Below are 17,664 nucleotides of genomic sequence, written 5' to 3'. Positions count from 1 at the left end.
GTCTCCCTATTTTATTGCTTTACATATCTGAGCAAAAACGGCAAAACTGAATCGGCATTCAGCGATAACGAATCAATACCAAGATCGATAAGAAACTGCGCAACTTCAGGGTAATCTGATGGCGCCTGGCCACAAATCCCACTATGCTTTTTATTTCGCTTGGCACCTTCAACAGCCATGCGCAACATGGCAAGAACAGCCGGATCTCGCTCATCAAATAATTTCGATAAAGATTCAGAATCACGATCAACGCCCAGCGTGAGTTGTGTAAGGTCGTTCGACCCAATAGAAAAGCCATCAAACAACTGGCTAAACTCATCAATCAAAATAACGTTGGATGGAATCTCGCACATCATGATAATTTTAAGCCCATCTTTGCCACGCTCCAAGCCATGTTTAGCCATTTCTTGCAAAACACGCTCTGCTTCAGTCACCGTACGCACAAACGGCACCATGACTTTCACATTGGTTAGCCCCATGCCCTCACGAACCTTTTTTAACGCTGCGCATTCTAGAGCAAAAGCTTCACGATAGCGTTCGTTATAGTAGCGCGATGCACCACGAAACCCGAGCATAGGGTTTTCTTCTTCTGGTTCAAAATAACTACCGCCAATCAAATTGCGATACTCATTGGTTTTAAAATCAGACAACCGCACAATCACTGGGCGTGGGTAAAAAGCAGCGGCAATCATGCCCACACCTTGTGATAAACGATCGATAAAAAACTCTTTCTTGTCGCTATAACCATAGGTTAACGCTTCAATGGTATCCTGTGTTTTTTTATCAGTAATTTTTTCTGGATGCAACAACGCCATGGGGTGAATTTTAATCACGTTATTAATAATAAATTCTAAACGAGCTAAACCAACACCATCGACCGGTAAAAGCCCAGACGTAAAAGCATTGTCAGGATCAGCAACATTCACCATAAGTTCAACCGGAAGTTTAGGTAATGTTGTAAGCGTGGTGGTAGTTTTTTCAAAAGCAATCACACCATCATACACGCAACCTGTTTTCCCCTCCGAACAATCCAACGTAATCTGTTGGCCATTTTTTATGACCGTTGTAGCATCCTGCACGCCGACAATGGCAGGAATGTTAAGCTCGCGACTCACAATAGCCGCATGACAGGTTCTGCCACCCCGTTCGGTCACAATGCCAACGGCTTTTTTCATTGCTGGTAACCAATCGGGGTCAGTCATTTGGGTGACCAAAATGTCGCCATCCTGAACCTGGCCAATGTCATCGGCACTCTTTATGACCCGTGCCGTGCCAGACACAATGCGCTGCCCTATACTTTGCCCCGTCGCTACAATGCGCTTTTGCCCTGATTTAAGTTCATAACGCGTTAAGGTATGCACATGCTCCTGACTTGCATGCACTGTTTCTGGGCGCGCCTGCACAATGTACAACTTATTATCAAGGCCATCTTTTGCCCATTCAATATCCATAGGAGACCAAGAACCTTTAAGAGCGGAATAATACCGTTCAATAAGCACAACATCTTTTGCAAGTTCAACTATTTCTTGAACATTCAGACAACTCTTTTTACGATCAACCTCAGCGACCTCAACCGTAGCAACAGGATCGTTAGCATTGTCGGTATAAATCATCTTCGTTTGCTTGTCACCAATCTGTTTTTTCAAAATCGAATCAAAACCTTTTTCGAGTGCTGGTTTGTATACACTATATTCATCAGGGATAACCAGCCCTTTTACAATACTCTCTCCCAGGCCATATGATGCATTAATCATCACCACATCTTTAAAACCAGTTTCAGTATCCAAAGAAAATGCAACGCCAGAACAAGCTAAATCTGAACGAATCATTTTTTGCACGCCAACCGAAAGCGCGACCTTGAAATGGTCAAATTTATTTTCAATACGGTAGACAATGGCGCGATCGGTAAACAATGAGGCAATGCATTTTTGTGTGGCTAGCAAAAGAGTTTCTACACCACGAATATTAAGATAGGTCTCTTGTTGCCCTGCAAAAGAAGCAGTCGGCAAATCTTCTGCCGTTGCCGATGAGCGTACCGCAACATCACACGCATCGACTCCGTATTGTTTTGAAAGCGCTTGATAGCTTGCGGCTATTTCTTGCGCTAAATCATCGGGCATAGTGGCTTTTTCAAGCATGGTACGAATAGAACGACCAACTTCTTTAAGCTTTGCAAAATCACGCACGTCCACCAGCGTAGCCATAATCTTTTTCATGGGCTCTAGCAGATGATTAAACTCAAGATAATGCCAATAGGCATCAGAAGTAATGGCAAACCCGGTGGGCAAGCGAACGCCTTGCTTGCTCAATGCGCCGATCATTTCACCTAATGAGGCATTTTTGCCGCCTACTTGGGCAATATCCTGCATGCAAACTTCATCAAATCTTTTTATAAATTTCATGGTTACCACCTAACACTGACATTGAATTTAAAACTTATTAACTACTATAGAAAAAAAGATAGGGGATAAGACAATGAAAAAAGAATATAGCCAGAACGCCGTCTTGCCTGAAGAACAATATTAGTTAAAACAATTCACAACTACACAAAAGCAGCGCAGATCCGCTCGCCCTGAGTGATTCTTGAAAAGAATAGTATCGAAGGGTCGGATCTAAAAAAATTTACAATTGTAAGCCATTTGTCCCCCGACCCGTTCGTTACATTTTTTTCATGCTACGCATTTCAAAAAACACTCAGGGCGAGCGGTGGATAGCGCTTTTTCTATGTCTGTTACTTGTATGGTATAACCAAAAATTTTTTTGGTAAAACACTCAGGGCGAGCGAGGTTTAAGGATTTTTTTGCAAGAACAACAAACATAACGGATCTAAACACCAATAATCAGCGAGTGCCTATAACCCTGCTTTGCGACCTTCTTATACCATGGTGCCAATTTGCAAAACATGATTAAATCGATATACTCTTTATTTAATTGTCAACAAAAAAATATTGTATTAACGTTGTCAATTATAGCTATCATTATCATCACATTAATCATTTTATGGATCACCATAAAATAACCGTACAACCATTAAGGATGGTCTCATGAAAAACCCTTTACAATCGTATACCGTAACAACAGGTCTTGCTGTATTCTCAATGCTTTTCGGCGCAGGTAATTTAATGTACCCGCTCGTCGTCGGCATGACCGCAGGAAGTCAACTTGGTATTGGTATTGCGGGTTTTTTTCTAACGGCTGTCTGTATTCCCCTAGCAGGCCTAATCGGCATGATTCTTTTTGATGGTAACTACGAACAGTTTTTTAATCGTCTTGGCAAAATTCCAGGCGGCATATTGATATGGATCTGCATGATGATCATCGGGCCTATCATTGCCATTCCGCGTATCACTACCTTATCCCATACCATGATTGCACCATTCATACCATGGAACTTTTTGCAAGTAATCACCCCATTATCTTCATGCGTTTTTAGCATCATTTTCCTTGGCATTACCTTTCTTGCAACCTACCGCGAGAATAAAATCGTTGATATCTTAGGCAATGTTATTAGTCCCGCACTCCTTGTATCGTTAATCATCATTATCACTAAAGGTATTTTTAGCGCGAGCTACCTGACGCCTAACACAAACCCTCCTTTTGAAATTTTCAAATCAAGTCTTATGACCGGCTATGAAACACTGGACCTTTTTGGTGCATTATTTTTCTCTGCCATTGTATTAAACATTTTGAAAAAAACTCTTGGACAACAACTAGCGCAAAAACCGCGTCTTCTTGCGTGGGTTGGCCTTAAATCAGGCATACTTGGTGTAACCTTACTCGGTCTTGTGTATATCGGCATGAGCATCTTGGGTGCTTATCACGGTCATGGCCTTGAAGGAGCAAACGCTGGAGAATTGTTCCGCGGAATAGCCTTCAACGTTCTTGGTTCCTATGGCGCCTTTATTATTGCAACCGCAGTATTAATGGCTTGTCTATCAACAGCTATTGCTTTGAGCGCCGTTGTTGCTGAATATACACAGTTTACTCTATTGCATAATCATTTAAGCTTTTCAACATGCCTGGGGTTAACGCTACTAGCATGCCTACCTCTTTCAATCTTTGGATTAGGACACGTACTTAAACTAACCGGTGGACCAATAACTTATGTAGGCTATCCCATATTAATCACCATCACTTTCTGCAATATTGCTTACAAATTGTTTGATTTTAAGCCGATCGTTATCCCTGCAATCATTACTTTTGTTGCAGCATTAATCAGCTATCTTTACTAACAATAGACTACAACAAGAACTGCAAAACTTCGCGCCCAAGGACTCTTCTAAGCCCTTGGGCGCTTTCGTTTCCATTGACATGCTTGCAACCAATGAGTATATTGGTGCCGCTTAATTAAGTAGTATCAATATCTCATTATCAATCATTAATCAAAAAAGGTTTTACAAACATGTTTAAGAAAATGGCTCTCTGCCTACTGACTATTGCTTCACTGTTAAATACAGTCCCCGCACAAGCATTCACCGTCACTGATTATTTACCATCTCCTAAAGATGCAGTAAAAACAACTGCCGTCGCTGCGCTTTTTGCCGCTACCCTCCGTTTTTATACCCGTGAAGGCGGCAACAAACCTGCACGCTATAATTTAGATGAACTTTTTGTTGGAGAGAACGTAACAGACAATCTTTTTTATCTTTTAGATGACGGCTTAATTGGCCACAAAGGCAGAAAACCTTATGCTATGATCGACATGGAAAGTGGCAGATTAACCGTATCTAGCGCTGCTTATCCTAAAGGACTTGGTGGCTGGTTCCATTATTACTTTAAGTCTATACTGACAGCAGTTGGCATAACCGCTACCCTCGTGATTGTTGCTCAAATAGCTGCCGATACCACTGAAGGAACCTTCTGTGAGAAATTCGTTGAAAGAACAAAACATCTAGGCACAGGATTCTTCAAATTCTCTGATGCTGGCTTGAATGTGTTTTTAGGAACACCAGGTAAATTACCAATTAAATGCGTACAAAGATAACAAGTTTGATCTTATAAAAAAAGGCTCATCTCCGGATGGGCCTTTTTTATTGCAACAAAATGAAAAGAAACAAGGAGCACTCCTTAATTTCAATTACGATTATTTTGTTTGATTAAAAAACAATAAATTGACCATTCCTGCTCCTATGCTATCCTTATCTCTAGGGATCATTAATAGTTTAACTATTCAGTTATAGGGGAAACCTTTTTATGTTTATATCAAAACGCTCCATAGCGCTCATCATACTCCTTACATTAGCTACAAATAGTGCGCATACCAATTCATACATAGCATCACTAAAAAACCATATCTCCAACCTTAACGGCAAACAAGCGGCCGTTATTGCAGCAGCAACGGTCGGCACACTCTTCTTGGGAACAGCCATCTATGAGTATGCAGCGCTCCCGATTACCGATACTGAACTTATTAAACAGGCAGAAGATCTTTGCTTAGAGGCAGAAAAAAATGCCGGCGAAATACAAGAAACCTATAAAAAAGAACTTTCTGTTCTAAAAACTACAGCATATAACGTTGCAGTCGCAGAAAAATTCAAAACGCTCTTTAATACATTAAATGAGTCAATGGGGCGACGCCCTTTTTTGACATACGTTTCACAACTCCAAAGTCAGGTTAACAACATTGATAACCACATAAGAAATTTAGAGAAAAAGAGCGCTGAACTTTTTGAACGGCAGGCCACTATTATCAGCTCAAACAATGCAGATAAACATGCTCTAATTAAGTCGTTTGGCAAAAAACAAGACTCCTTGAGAATCATGCTTGGCAACCTAAAGTTTATACAAGCACTCTTATTAAGTATCCGCCAGCAGGTGATGTCTACTCAAGAATATGCCATTGAGGCGGCACAAGTGTCCGCAGAGCAATTTAAGCGCCAGCAAATGTGGCGCAACACGCGAATTTATACACCTGTTTACTCACGCTACCAAACAGCAAGCACCCCAGCCATAACCATACCAACTGTTCCAGGAACTTCAATAATACCAACGGTACCAATCGTATCCGTTATGCCATTAGCGCCAATCGTTCCGGCAGCACCTACCGTCGTCACGGTAGCGCCCATGGTTACAGCAGCTCCTGCAACGCCTATAATCACAACACCATCACAGGCACCAACGACTGTCCAACCTACACAATCTGCCTCAACATTCCCCAATATGGACTGGTGTACTGGTTTACTCGGATAAGTACGAAACTAACATTCGCATTACAACAGAAAAGGCTCACTAAAATTTAGTGAGCCTTTTTTATGTTTTCTAAAGTCTTTAAATAAAACCTATCTTTTTACCGAACACGCTTTCACAAAACCAGCAAATAACGGATTAGGATTGCCCAACCTGCTCTTAAATTCTGGATGCGCTTGTGTAGCAATAAAAAATGGATGTTCAGGTAACTCCAAGAATTCCATCAACTTAGCGCCATCTTCTCGCACGTGATAGCCAGAGAACGAAAGCCCTTTGTCTTCTAATGCTGGCACATAGCGCGGATTAACTTCGTAACGATGGCGATGACGCTCAGACACAAATGTCTGCCCATCTTTAATGACCGATGCTCCTTGATACAGGTGCTCCACAGAACTTTCTTTTTTTACTACGGCAGAATAAGAACCTAATCGCATGGTACCGCCATAATCCGAAGACTCAAGCAACTGTTTTTGTGTTGGTAAAATATCAATGATGGGATGCAAGGTATCTTTATCAACTTCGGTCGTGTTTGCTTGCGAAAAACCACATACATTACGGGCAAATTCAACTGCCGCTAATTGCATGCCATAACATAAGCCCAAATACGGGATCTTGTTAATTCGCACATATTCAATAGCTTTCATTTTACCTTCAACACCTGCAGTACCAAAACCACCAGGGATAATAACGCCATCTGCCGCTGCAAGTTCACTCAGCTTACTTGGATCGGTTTCAAATGTTTTGGCGTCAATCCAATTAATGGTAATGCCGCAATTTTGTTGGGCACCAGCATGGATAAGAGCTTGATAAATAGACACGTAACTATCGGTCATACTAAAATCACCGCTTTCTAGGTATTTTCCAACGATGGCGACAGTAACGCGACGCTCCGGGCTCTTTATCGCCGTAACTAATTCTTGCCACTGCGTTAAATTTGGTTGCTTGCGCGAGGTTAATCCAAGATGCGCTAAGACTTTCACGCCCAAACCTTCACGCTCAAGATCAAGCGGTATTTGATAAATAGTTTCAATATCAGGAGCCGAAATAACATGATCGGAAGAGATATTGGCGAACTCTTCTATTTTTTTTCTACGCACAGCGTCTAAAGGATATTTAGCACGACAAATAATAAAGTCCGGCAGAATGCCTTCTTGACCGAGCAATCTGATTGCTTGTTGCGTTGGCTTGGTTTTCATTTCACCAATATGGTCAGGAATAGGCAAATAGGTCACCAACACATACGCGGTGCTTTGTGCGCCCATTTCGCGGTCAAGACCTTTGAGCGCTAAAAGAAAGGGAACGTTTTCATAATCACCGACCGTGCCACCAACTTCAACAATCGCAATTTCGTGGTCACATGCCGCTTCTTTTAATCGTTTTTTAATTTCATCAATAATGTGTGGGACAAATTGAACGGTCTGGCCTAAATAGAACCCTGCACGTTCCTTATCCATGACCGCTTTATAAATTTGACCTGTGGTAAGATTATTTTTTTTAGGAATTGATTCATCCATAAAACGTTCGTAGGTACCCAAATCTTGGTCAATTTCACCACCATCGTCGGTAACCCATACTTCGCCATGCTCAGTCGGACGCAAAGTCCCCGCATCAAAGTTTATATACGGATCAATTTTAATGAGCGTTGTTTTATAGCCATGCTCTTTTAAAATTTTTCCTAAAGACGCGGTCGTAACACCTTTACCAACACCAGAAAGAACCCCACCTGTTACCACAATAAATTTTGTCATATGTACCGCTTCTATAATTGATGCAAAAAAAATTTACAAAAAAAAACGAACAACGAAGTAATATAAATTACTCAATCATTCGTTACATTATTCTATAATTTTTTAAGCGAGCTTACAAGAGCAATGCTGCAATCATCGCTGACAACAGATTGGATAATGTGCCACCAAGCACTGCATAAAGGCCTAATTGTGTAAGCCATGGACGTTTTTCTGGCACCAACGCACCAATACCACCAATCTGAATACCAATACAAGAAAAGTTAGAAAAACCACACAATGCATAGGTGATAATAGAAACAGTTCTTGCCGACAACCCCATGGTGACCATCTGACTATAAGCAACGAGCTCGTTAACTGCTACTTTAGTACCAACTAACTCACCTGCCGCAAGAGCTTCACTCCCCGTAAAGCCTAATAAATAGCCAAACGGTGCAAACAAATAAGCAAAGATTGTCTCAATACTAAAACCGCTGGGTAAACGAAAGGCAAAACCAAGATAGGAGAAAAACTCATTGCTTATCAAAGCTATGCCACCCAAACCATAATTAATCATCGCCAGTAATGCCAGGAATGCTATAAGCATAGCGCCAACATTAATCGCCAACTGCAAACCATCTGAGGTGCCTGTTGAAATTGCATCGAGGGCATTGCCTGCATCAGATTCTTTTTTTAAAGTTACGGTACCCAATGTTGCAGGAGTTCCGATCTCTGGTAGCAAAATTTTTGCGATCATAATGGAAGCAGGAATAGCCATGACGCTGGCAGCCAACATGTGCTGCGCTGGAACACCCATGGCAGCAAACACCACCAATATTGAACCACTAATTGTCGCCATACCACTGACCATAACCACCAACATTTCCGATTTGGTCATCTCTTTTAAGTAATGACGCACCAATAAAGGCGCTTCTGTTTGCCCTAAGAAACTATTGGCTGATGCGCACAATGTTTCTGCACCGGAAGTCCCGAGCAATGGCTTAATGAGATGATTAATGCCCGAAACAGCAATTTGAATAATACCCCAATGAAAAAGCAATGCGGTAACAGCACCAAAAAAAATTATAACGGGCAATACCTTAATCGCAAAAATGAACCCCCATGGGCCGTTGGCATTAACTAAAGAGCCAAAAACAAATCCGGCACCTACATCGGCAAATTGATACATTTTTGATACACATGCGGCAACGTGAGCAAGTATGGTTTGTCCAATGGTAGTTTTTAAAACAAAAAAGGCTATGCCACATTGGAGCAGCAAAGCCTTTATAACAAGTCTAACATTAATATGAGAACGCTTTTGGGAAAATAAAACCGCGATACCAATAATCACGGCGATACCAAGAAGGTTCATGTAACGGTTATATTCTAAGAGATAGGAAAATAAGATCATAAAAAATGTCCCGCGTTTAATTGTTCTTATAAAACAAAACACCCTTGGCGATAAGCCCCGGGTGTTTTTTAAATATATAGCATGAAAAAATGTATCTAAAGGTCTTTAAACAGGAACAACAAATTCTTTACGACGTGTTTCCCGCTCTTTTTCAACCAACGCATCAATGATTTCATCTAAAGCGCCTTCCATAACCATATCTAGTTTTTTGAGCGTCACATCAACTTGATGGTCGGTTACCCGATTTTGAGGGAAGTTGTAGGTGCGAACTTTTTCTGCACGATCACCAGTACCAACCTGCTCTTTACGCTGTTCGCTCAATTCTTGATGCGATTTTTCCAAATGATGAGCAAGAATACGAGATTGCAGCAACTTCATAGCTTTGGCTTTGTTCTTATGCTGAGAACGTTCATCCTGGCAAGCAACAACCGTTCCGGTAGGAATATGGGTGATGCGAACCGCAGAGTCAGTAGTATTAACGTGCTGACCACCGGCGCCGCCTGAACGATAAACATCTATACGCAAATCTGCTGGATTGATAGAAACGTCAACTTCTTCTGCTTCAGGCAATACTGCCACGGTAGCCGTTGAAGTATGTACACGCCCTTGGGTTTCGGTCAGAGGCACTCGCTGAACACGGTGAACACCAGATTCATGCTTTAAGTGACCATAAACCTTTTGCCCTTGAATGTTGAGCACAACTTCTCGAACACCGCCAAGATCCGTCGAACTAGAACTTTCCACCGAAACACGCCAGCCTTTTCTCAAGGCATAGTTGGTGTACATGCGTTGTAAATCGCCCGCAAAAAGTGCCGCCTCTTGACCGCCTGTACCGGCACGAATTTCCAAAAACACCGAACGATTATCATGCTCACTCGGTGGAAACATACGATTTTCAAGTTCAACTTTTTCTTGATTAAGCTTAGCTTGTAATTCAGCACGTTCCTCGGCAAATAGTTCTGCCATTTCAGGATCGGTAGTAGCAGCAGCCTGAGACTCTGTTTGCACAATCTGTTTTTGCAGATTAACAATATCAGTATTCTTGGCTAGAATCCCCGTAAGAAACGAGAGCTCTTTTTGAAGCTTATGACGTTTTGAATGATCAACAGCATGATCGGTTAAGATCTGCGCAAGCTCATCATACCGCTTTTGCAGTACATCCCATTTGATTGCCATAGGAGGTTACGCCTACGCTTTTTTGCTGAATTTTTTTTGGAATTTTTCAATTCTACCAGCTGTATCGATAAACTTTTGCGCGCCAGTATAGAATGGATGGCAGTTTGAACACAACGTCACACGCAATTCAGTTTCGGTAGAAGTTGTTGGGAATGAATTACCACAAGCGCAACGTGCGTTAATTTGGTGCAATTCCGGGTGGATACCTTTTTTCATATAAATTTCCTTGGACTAGGGTCTTTTTAACAATTAAACGTATAGATAAACTTCCTTACAGTATCCCCTAATTTACGGCTATTGTAAATACCAAAAGCCCTATTTCAAGTGGCTTTATGTAAAAAAAGCCCATTTTCTTGATTCCAGCCCAGCTCCCCATGCTATCATTTCAGGCAAACCTACTCTAAATTTGACCCTAAAAAAAGGATCATTCAATGAAAATCAAACAAAACAGCCTGTGTATCATGGGCTTAATAGCCCTCGGGTACCTAAATCCATCATGCCTCATGGCCAATAACAAAAAAAACAATAAATCAAGCGAGGATACTGTATTTAAAATAGAAGAGTTCGGCATCCCATTCACCGAAGATTTAATGCGCGAGCATGGTATTTTAAACCGATTACTGTTGATTTATGACGAAATCATTAAACGCATAGATACCAAGCAAGAATTCCCTATCTCAACACTCAGCAGATCAGCCGACATCATAAAGTCCTTTATTGAAGATTATCACGAAAAACTGGAAGAAGATTACGTGTTTCCCCTTTTTGAGGCACAAAAAAAAGAAGTTAAGCTCGTTAAAACATTGAGAGACCAACACAAAAAAGGCAGAGTCATCACCACACAATTACAAGAACTTGCAACAGCTGGCACCCCTAACGCAGCCACTAAAAAGACCATAAAGAACTTACTCAAGAAGTTCATCACTATGTATCGCCCGCACGAAGCCCGTGAAAACACCGTGTTATTTCCTCTAGTACGCTCACTGATTAGTGAAGAGAAGTTCAAAGAACTGAGTGCTTTTTTTGATAAAACAGAAGAAGAACGTTTTGGCGAGCACGGTTTTGAGAAAACACTCAACCAAGTCGTCGTTATTGAAAAAGAACTCGGTATTTACGCCCTTGAGAAGTTTACTCCTAAAACGGATTAAAACTTCCACGACAACGCAAGAGCTGGACTACCCTGTGGCGTAACATCAATATGCATATTGAGATCTCTAGCAAGATTTTTATTAACGACTTTATCTGCCGCGAAAGCAAATACAACACCCAAACCTGCACCAGCAATTATTTGTGAAAGATAGTGACGGTTATCATTAACAAAGGAACAAAGTACCGCCCCGCCAACAAGCCCTAACGGTACTGCTGCTCGAGGACCAAATTGCAATGCAAACAAGGTGGTAGCAAAAGCAAAATCACCTGCGTGCGTTGAAGGGAATCCCCCTCGTTTTCTTATATGGTCTGGACAAAATTTATCATGCAGGGGGCGCAAACAAAATTCACCGTAGCAAACATGCTTAAAAGCATGCGTTGTTAATACTAAAAATGGTAATCCAATCAGGAACATCTTACTCGTTTGCCGTAGTCGTTCGTTCTTCGACAAGAATAAAAAACCAGCATTAACAGCCGCAACCGTTCGTATAGCCCACGTATCAGCCCACTTTCGTGCTATAGAGGGACATTTGTTAATATTTTTGTGATGGTGCATATCATAAAAGCAATGATGCAGCCTTTCATCAAAAGCCTGGCCCGCTGCATAGAGAGGAAACGTAAAAATGAATGTTTTAACCGTATCCAAATCTACAAAATTTATAAAAAGGTTTGCGGTGTCAGACGCAAGATTAGTAATCCAACGCGTAGGCTTTGTTAAACAATAATTATCATCGAAGTAGTTTGCTGATGCCACAGTGCAAAGAAATAAAAATGAAAGGACAAATCTGCGCAATAATGTACTAATCATCTTATAACCCCCTTTTAATATACATGCCTTACCTAATGCTTGTACTCCCTACTTGTATACAATATAACAAATAGAAATTTTTAGAATCAAGTGACAAACAATAAAACTACAAAAAGACTGGAGAATAAGGTGATTTCCTGATCCATTTTTGGCAGCTTTTAAAGCGCCTGAGCGCTTACTGCGATAAAGATGATCATTAAGAAACCATGGAGCATTCAGGTCATCTTAAATAAGAGCCTATCCGGAAATTATATTTACGCGCAATTTTCGACACACCCTTCGACAAAGCTCAGGGACGTCGGCGGGAAAAACAACTCTCCGCCGTCCTGTCTGAGCTTTGTCGAAGACTTTCCGGATAGGTTCTAAAAATATTAGATAATAGTTTTTGTAATATTGATGATAGACTGAAAGATCGATTAAAAAATAATAAATACATAAATAACAAAACTGCAATTTTACTTTAGAAAGAAATCCTATGAAATCATCCCACTCGAGCGCCAAGGCATCCCATTACAATAAAGAAGCCAAGAACTATGACGAGTTTAATGAAGAGAATTCAAAAGTAATCAATCAAACCATAGAGAATATACTAAAAAGTTATAACGTTAAAAATGTTCTTGATCTTTCCTGTGGCACCGGCTCTCAAGTTTTCTGGCTTACAAAAAGTGGCTATGATGTCATCGGCGTAGATATAAATCCTCTCATGCTCAAAATTGCCAAAAATAAAGCCAGTCAAGAGAAATTACCTATAAAATTTCTCGAAGGAGACATGCGCCACCTTTATGTCGGTAAATTTGATGCCGTTATTACCATCTTCAATGCTGTAGGACACCTTACTAACCTTGATTTTGAAAAAGCTATGCGAAATATAAACAGCAACCTCAAAAGTGGTGGCTTATATATATTCGACATCAACAATTTAGAGTATTTGGCAAAAGATAATAACATAACGACCCTGACCATTGATTGGCAAAAAACCACAGGCGATACCAAAATTCGAGATATTCAATATAGCACAATAAATCCTGAAGGCGTTCTAACTTCCTACACTACTTCTTATATTCAAAAAGATGCCGAAACTCCCAAAGTATCTCACCATGAACAAACGCTGCAGATTTATACTGCCCTACAACTCAAAGATATGTTAGAAAAGAATGGATTTCAGCTTATTGCCCACTGTTCAATCGATGGATCGGAATTTATTACAACAGAAACCGATCGAATACTTACCGTTGCAAAAAAGCTGTAAGCACAGCTACAATTAACAATAAATAGCTGAAAAATTCTATCATTAAACAAGTGTCTTTACCTAAAGCAAGGACAAATTTATGCATTCTTCAATAAAAAAATTCATACTAAAGTCTCTTGTACTACTCATCTATTTAACCAACTTTGGGTTACTTCATGCAAAAAAAGCTTCTCTGTCCGTACAACATAAGACCTCTAGCGCTTCCCAAGAAATCAAAAAACTTGTTGATGGCAACAAACAATTTCACGATAAATACTTTGCTCCATCAAGTCCCTACAAAAGTTTTTACAACAAACTTGTCGTAGAAGGACAAAATCCTAAAATTATGCTTATATCATGTTCCGATTCACGTGTTGACCCTTCAATGATTTTTAACTGCCTACCAGGAGAACTATTCGTTGTACGCAACGTAGCAAACCTTGTACCGCCCTACCAAAGTGATGGCGCGTACCATGGAACCAGTGCAGCATTAGAATATGGCGTAAATGCGCTTGAAGTTAACCACATTATTATACTTGGTCACACGCAATGTGGCGGCATTCAATCTCTTTTTAACGCTACCGATCAACTCAAGAAAGAAAAATCCGATAGCTTTATCACTAAATGGATGGAGCTCGCGCGCCCTGCTTATGAAAAAGTCACCACAAAGTATGGCTCCGAGTCGCTAAAAACTAAGACAACCCTATGCGAACAATACACCCTTGTAAATTCCCTGAATAATCTAAAAACCTTCCCATGGATACAAAAACGAATTAAAGAAGGAAAGCTCCAAATCCATGCATGGTACTTCGATTTGGCAACAGGAACTATCCACATGTATAATCAACAGAAAAAGAATTGGAGTTCTTTGTAAAAAAATTCAAAGGTGAGAGACCCCTTGTTGACACATGTATCCTTATATTTTTGATAGAATGGTGAATTTACTAATGTTCGTTAGGAAAGTTATGACGTTTTATTCAAACGGGTTACCATCCCGCAAAGAAATTAGAGACAAGCTAGAATCATTAATTAATGGCACCCTAACCCCTCAGACTATATCTGATTGGGCTGGCCCATGGATTAACAATGATCCAGATGAAATCAATGATTTTGTGGTATGGAGAGCTTTGAAAAGGTTATCAGGAGCTGATATTCTAGATATGGATGACTCATATTTACATGATAAAAATAATTTTATTTCTTGGCTAGCTGACTTCCAACAAGGTTGCGCTTTGAATCCAGAAAAATAGTACTGCATATATAGTATTTGTAGATGACTACAGATCATTTTTCTTTGTGTTCATTTCTAAAATTAGAGAATCTATTTGTTCTTTTGTTATTAATTGAAAATTATCTATGCCAGGTGAAATAAAACCCATTTTCGCTAGTAAATCCACGAGCTCATTAAAGCTGTAATCGAGGGTTATCGTAGTTAAATAATTGAGAGCTTCTTCATTGTGATATACCACATCATAACACAATATATAAGGTCTCATCGCACAAAGCTTTAATTTGAGAATCATCGTATAATCAGGAAGCGAAAAATTATTGGTTTTAAAAAAACATATTGTCTTTTTTTCTGCATCAATGCTTATAAAAAATTGCTTTACATCTGAATAATCTGGTGAAGATACTTCATAAAAATTTACAGAGTCTTCTTTTTTATATTTTTTTATTTGTACGTATCGACCCACTTTAGATCTTTTTAAATGTTAAGGTTCTAGTCATACTAATTCTTTTATTTTGAGGTGTTTTCAATTTTAACATGCTATTTTACTTCTATGTCACCCTCTGGACTAACCAAGTGAAGTAAAAAATGAATACGCATATTTTCATGTAACTTGTCTCTGAAGCACTCAAGGTGGCACCAAAAGAATTGACTCTGTTGTTTATCTTTTGGTTTATCCCAGTTAGTACCTATTATTAAGTCACAGGGATTGAATTTATCAGATTTAATCTCTTTATTACAAAAACAACAACGGCATTTTTCAAAGTTTCCATCCATAATTTTTTCCCAAATTTATTAGAGCTTGTCGGCTATAATTTAACATTCTTACCAGCAATGAGATCATCAGCTATTTGATTTAACTCTTCATAAGTAAATGCAAATTCAGGACCTTCTTCCATTGTGCTTAGATGTAATAGTAAATTCAAAAAATCTTTGTCCTGGGAATTTGGCCAATTAAAAAATATTGTGAAAATCCATCGACCTATTTGAACTATATCTTGTCTTTCCGTTACTCGCTTTTGCAGTTCTTTACCAAATTGTAGTCTTGTATTCATTGATTCCTAATCTTTGAGCACATTAAAGACTTAACTGAATTGCAACGCTCGGTTTGATCATAATTTTCAAATAAGGTTCCCTTGTTGTTTCATCATGATAAGGGAATTTTTCTGGATCTTCTTTGTATAAGACTAAAAAGGTTGCATTAGGCGTCTTTTCTAGTCTTATTTTATCTATTTCGTGAAAACCTATATTGAAAATAACATGAGATAACTTGCTGTGGTATAGAGTTATCGACATATATTTATCTATGGCTAATACGTAAATTTCAAACGAAAAATCATGCTCTAATCTAATAGTATACCGGACTGATCCAATCTCTTCATCCAAGATTTTCTCAGTATCAAAAAATTCTAAAAATTCATAACGTTCGAAATTGAAGTACATTGGATTATTTTCCTGAAATTTTATGTATTGTTACAACATCACCTTTAAGATTGGTAACAATTTTAACACTTTCTTTAATATATTCCAAAGTACCTATGTGTTTCCCAGTTCCGATAATTGGATTTATCGTTTTGATTGCATCTTCTATTACTGAAGGTGGAATATTTCTTGGCTGCACGTATTCAATAAATTCCTTAGTGCCGGGCATGAACCCCTCGTTGATAGCTCGTTTTTGCAATTGAGCAATAATTTCCGGTGTGTTTGGGGCCATTCTTTCTAATGCATGTTTTGTATAAAATCGTCCATTGATTATTTCTCCTTTTTCTGGAAGGAATCTTAAACTTTGTCTAATTTCGGCAGTAATCTTTTCCTCAGCCCTTCCAATAAGCCTCGAAGCTTTCGTTCCTTTAGCAACCGTTTTAATCGCGCTTTGGCATCCTGCCATAAATGGTGCTTGTGTAGCATGAACTCCAGATAAGATTTGACCCGGTTTAAGCGTGGCGCCTTCAACTTTACAAAGTAATTGTATGCCAGCAGCTTCTCTTTTAGCTATCTTGGCAATGTTAGTGAGAGTTTTATTTGCACTCGCAATACCAGAACTTATTTTGCTTGGTACCGGTATTAAAAATGTAGCAACTATTGTGGTGATATGTTCAGCTTGCTGTTCTAACGGCAATTTTTGGAATTCGCTATACGCTTTTCCAATAGCTGCCCCTATATCTTCTGTTTGGCTTAATGCCGCTATAAGTTGGAATGTCTGCGCTAGATTTTTCGCTATCATCACTTGCTGTGGCAATACGCCACGCTCAATAGTATCTTGAACGACATTCTTAAGACCGTAGCCAATGCCTTTAGTGATTCCATAACTCACTCGTAAGCATTGATGGAATGTATCGGCCAGCTTTGCCATAGCAACAGCTTCTTGTGGTGTGCCATTTTTAATCGTATAAACCGTATCTGCACAACTGTCTAAAGCCGCTTGTAGGTATTCATGTGTCTGATCATTGCTAAGATATTTAGGATCCATTTTTGCTAATTCATTGATAACATCATTAGTTCGATCAAAGAGATGCACTTGTAATGCATTACCGACCATACCCTCAAAGTTTTCTGGGGCAACACCACAATCAGCTAAGAGCTTCTTTGCTTCAGACGTTAATTGATTATAGTTTTTATGAATAGGCGCACCACGTTCAGATACTGCACGTTCAACTGCTTGTACCATTTCGTGATCATCGTTATCAAGTATACCTTGTTGCTTCAGCTCATTGAAGGCCTTTTGAGTTTGTATTAAGTTTTCTTTAACTTTTT

General features: G+C 39.6%; 17 protein-coding genes. 7 read left to right on the top strand and 10 right to left on the bottom strand.

The window, feature by feature from the left end; all coding sequences use genetic code 11:
- Positions 1-11 precede the first annotated feature (11 nt).
- Entirely contained in the window at positions 12-2,402 is a 2,391-nt protein-coding gene (ppsA, locus tag NTX86_00455) for a phosphoenolpyruvate synthase (GenBank protein ID MCX5921789.1), read from the bottom strand.
- Positions 2,403-3,044: 642 nt separating this feature from the next.
- Between ppsA and NTX86_00450 the strand changes: the two genes are divergently transcribed.
- The 3 genes from NTX86_00450 to NTX86_00440 all read left to right on the top strand — a co-directional run bounded on the left by NTX86_00450 (position 3,045) and on the right by NTX86_00440 (position 6,189).
- A complete protein-coding gene (locus NTX86_00450; GenBank protein ID MCX5921788.1) occupies positions 3,045-4,232 on the top strand; it encodes a branched-chain amino acid transport system II carrier protein in 1,188 nt (395 codons plus the stop codon).
- Between the two features lie 170 nt (positions 4,233-4,402).
- Positions 4,403-4,984 carry a hypothetical protein gene (locus NTX86_00445; GenBank protein MCX5921787.1) on the top strand — a complete coding sequence of 194 codons (582 nt, stop codon included), beginning with the start codon at positions 4,403-4,405 and terminating at the stop codon, positions 4,982-4,984.
- Positions 4,985-5,193: 209 nt separating this feature from the next.
- A complete protein-coding gene (locus NTX86_00440; GenBank protein ID MCX5921786.1) occupies positions 5,194-6,189 on the top strand; it encodes a hypothetical protein in 996 nt (331 codons plus the stop codon).
- Positions 6,190-6,278: 89 nt separating this feature from the next.
- Here the strand turns inward: NTX86_00440 and NTX86_00435 are convergent, their stop codons facing one another.
- From NTX86_00435 to rpmE, 4 genes are all read right to left on the bottom strand, one after another.
- Positions 6,279-7,934 carry a CTP synthase gene (locus tag NTX86_00435; GenBank protein ID MCX5921785.1) on the bottom strand — a complete coding sequence of 552 codons (1,656 nt, stop codon included), beginning with the start codon at positions 7,932-7,934 and terminating at the stop codon, positions 6,279-6,281.
- Positions 7,935-8,046: 112 nt separating this feature from the next.
- Positions 8,047-9,321, bottom strand: a complete 1,275-nt coding sequence (locus tag NTX86_00430; protein MCX5921784.1) for a NupC/NupG family nucleoside CNT transporter — start codon at positions 9,319-9,321, stop codon at positions 8,047-8,049.
- A 105-nt stretch (positions 9,322-9,426) separates the two neighbouring features.
- Positions 9,427-10,497, bottom strand: coding sequence for a peptide chain release factor 1 (gene prfA, locus NTX86_00425; protein MCX5921783.1), 1,071 nt, complete (start codon positions 10,495-10,497; stop codon positions 9,427-9,429).
- 12 nt (positions 10,498-10,509) lie between these two features.
- Entirely contained in the window at positions 10,510-10,713 is a 204-nt protein-coding gene (rpmE, locus tag NTX86_00420; protein MCX5921782.1) for a 50S ribosomal protein L31, read from the bottom strand.
- A gap of 215 nt (positions 10,714-10,928) precedes the next feature.
- Here rpmE and NTX86_00415 point away from each other — a divergent pair, with 215 nt between their 5' ends.
- Complete coding sequence (locus NTX86_00415; GenBank protein MCX5921781.1) at positions 10,929-11,645, top strand: hemerythrin domain-containing protein; 717 nt, start codon at positions 10,929-10,931, stop codon at positions 11,643-11,645.
- On the opposite strand, the gene NTX86_00410 is transcribed toward NTX86_00415, so the two are convergent.
- Positions 11,642-12,454, bottom strand: a complete 813-nt coding sequence (locus NTX86_00410) for a phosphatase PAP2 family protein (GenBank protein ID MCX5921780.1) — start codon at positions 12,452-12,454, stop codon at positions 11,642-11,644. The two genes, NTX86_00415 and NTX86_00410, sit on opposite strands and share 4 nt — an antisense overlap.
- 475 nt (positions 12,455-12,929) lie before the next feature.
- Between NTX86_00410 and NTX86_00405 the strand changes: the two genes are divergently transcribed.
- The 3 genes from NTX86_00405 to NTX86_00395 all read left to right on the top strand — a co-directional run bounded on the left by NTX86_00405 (position 12,930) and on the right by NTX86_00395 (position 14,932).
- Positions 12,930-13,703 (top strand): methyltransferase domain-containing protein, encoded by a 774-nt coding sequence (locus tag NTX86_00405; protein MCX5921779.1) that lies wholly within the window; start codon positions 12,930-12,932, stop codon positions 13,701-13,703.
- Between the two features lie 79 nt (positions 13,704-13,782).
- A complete protein-coding gene (locus NTX86_00400) occupies positions 13,783-14,556 on the top strand; it encodes a carbonic anhydrase (protein ID MCX5921778.1) in 774 nt (257 codons plus the stop codon).
- A 91-nt stretch (positions 14,557-14,647) separates the two neighbouring features.
- A complete protein-coding gene (locus NTX86_00395; protein MCX5921777.1) occupies positions 14,648-14,932 on the top strand; it encodes a hypothetical protein in 285 nt (94 codons plus the stop codon).
- Positions 14,933-14,959: 27 nt separating this feature from the next.
- On the opposite strand, the gene NTX86_00390 is transcribed toward NTX86_00395, so the two are convergent.
- From NTX86_00390 to NTX86_00375, 4 genes are all read right to left on the bottom strand, one after another.
- Positions 14,960-15,376, bottom strand: a complete 417-nt coding sequence (locus tag NTX86_00390) for a hypothetical protein (GenBank protein ID MCX5921776.1) — start codon at positions 15,374-15,376, stop codon at positions 14,960-14,962.
- A 343-nt stretch (positions 15,377-15,719) separates the two neighbouring features.
- On the bottom strand, positions 15,720-15,965 hold the full coding sequence (locus tag NTX86_00385; GenBank protein ID MCX5921775.1) for a hypothetical protein: 246 nt from the start codon (positions 15,963-15,965) through the stop codon (positions 15,720-15,722).
- A gap of 22 nt (positions 15,966-15,987) precedes the next feature.
- Positions 15,988-16,353, bottom strand: a complete 366-nt coding sequence (locus NTX86_00380) for a hypothetical protein (GenBank protein MCX5921774.1) — start codon at positions 16,351-16,353, stop codon at positions 15,988-15,990.
- Positions 16,354-16,357: 4 nt separating this feature from the next.
- The coding region (locus NTX86_00375; protein MCX5921773.1) for a hypothetical protein at positions 16,358-17,664 on the bottom strand (1,307 nt) is incomplete at its 5' end.

Source organism: Candidatus Dependentiae bacterium (genome assembly GCA_026389015.1).
Lineage (GTDB): Bacteria > Babelota > Babeliae > Babelales > Vermiphilaceae > JAPLIR01.
This window is presented reverse-complemented; position numbering and strand designations above follow the sequence as displayed.

Bases quoted from the DNA above. Each gene is read 5' to 3' on its own strand.
- NTX86_00405 (MCX5921779.1), top strand. From the start codon at position 12,930: ATGAAATCATCCCACTCGAGCGCCAAGGCATCCCATTACAATAAAGAA.
- NTX86_00440 (MCX5921786.1), top strand. From the start codon at position 5,194: ATGTTTATATCAAAACGCTCCATAGCGCTCATCATACTCCTTACATTA.
- NTX86_00415 (MCX5921781.1), top strand. From the start codon at position 10,929: ATGAAAATCAAACAAAACAGCCTGTGTATCATGGGCTTAATAGCCCTC.
- NTX86_00445 (MCX5921787.1), top strand. From the start codon at position 4,403: ATGTTTAAGAAAATGGCTCTCTGCCTACTGACTATTGCTTCACTGTTA.
- NTX86_00380 (MCX5921774.1), bottom strand. From the start codon at position 16,353: ATGTACTTCAATTTCGAACGTTATGAATTTTTAGAATTTTTTGATACT.
- rpmE (MCX5921782.1), bottom strand. From the start codon at position 10,713: ATGAAAAAAGGTATCCACCCGGAATTGCACCAAATTAACGCACGTTGC.
- NTX86_00395 (MCX5921777.1), top strand. From the start codon at position 14,648: ATGACGTTTTATTCAAACGGGTTACCATCCCGCAAAGAAATTAGAGAC.
- NTX86_00400 (MCX5921778.1), top strand. From the start codon at position 13,783: ATGCATTCTTCAATAAAAAAATTCATACTAAAGTCTCTTGTACTACTC.
- NTX86_00385 (MCX5921775.1), bottom strand. From the start codon at position 15,965: ATGAATACAAGACTACAATTTGGTAAAGAACTGCAAAAGCGAGTAACG.
- NTX86_00435 (MCX5921785.1), bottom strand. From the start codon at position 7,934: ATGACAAAATTTATTGTGGTAACAGGTGGGGTTCTTTCTGGTGTTGGT.
- prfA (MCX5921783.1), bottom strand. From the start codon at position 10,497: ATGGCAATCAAATGGGATGTACTGCAAAAGCGGTATGATGAGCTTGCG.
- NTX86_00430 (MCX5921784.1), bottom strand. From the start codon at position 9,321: ATGATCTTATTTTCCTATCTCTTAGAATATAACCGTTACATGAACCTT.
- NTX86_00410 (MCX5921780.1), bottom strand. From the start codon at position 12,454: ATGATTAGTACATTATTGCGCAGATTTGTCCTTTCATTTTTATTTCTT.
- NTX86_00450 (MCX5921788.1), top strand. From the start codon at position 3,045: ATGAAAAACCCTTTACAATCGTATACCGTAACAACAGGTCTTGCTGTA.
- ppsA (MCX5921789.1), bottom strand. From the start codon at position 2,402: ATGAAATTTATAAAAAGATTTGATGAAGTTTGCATGCAGGATATTGCC.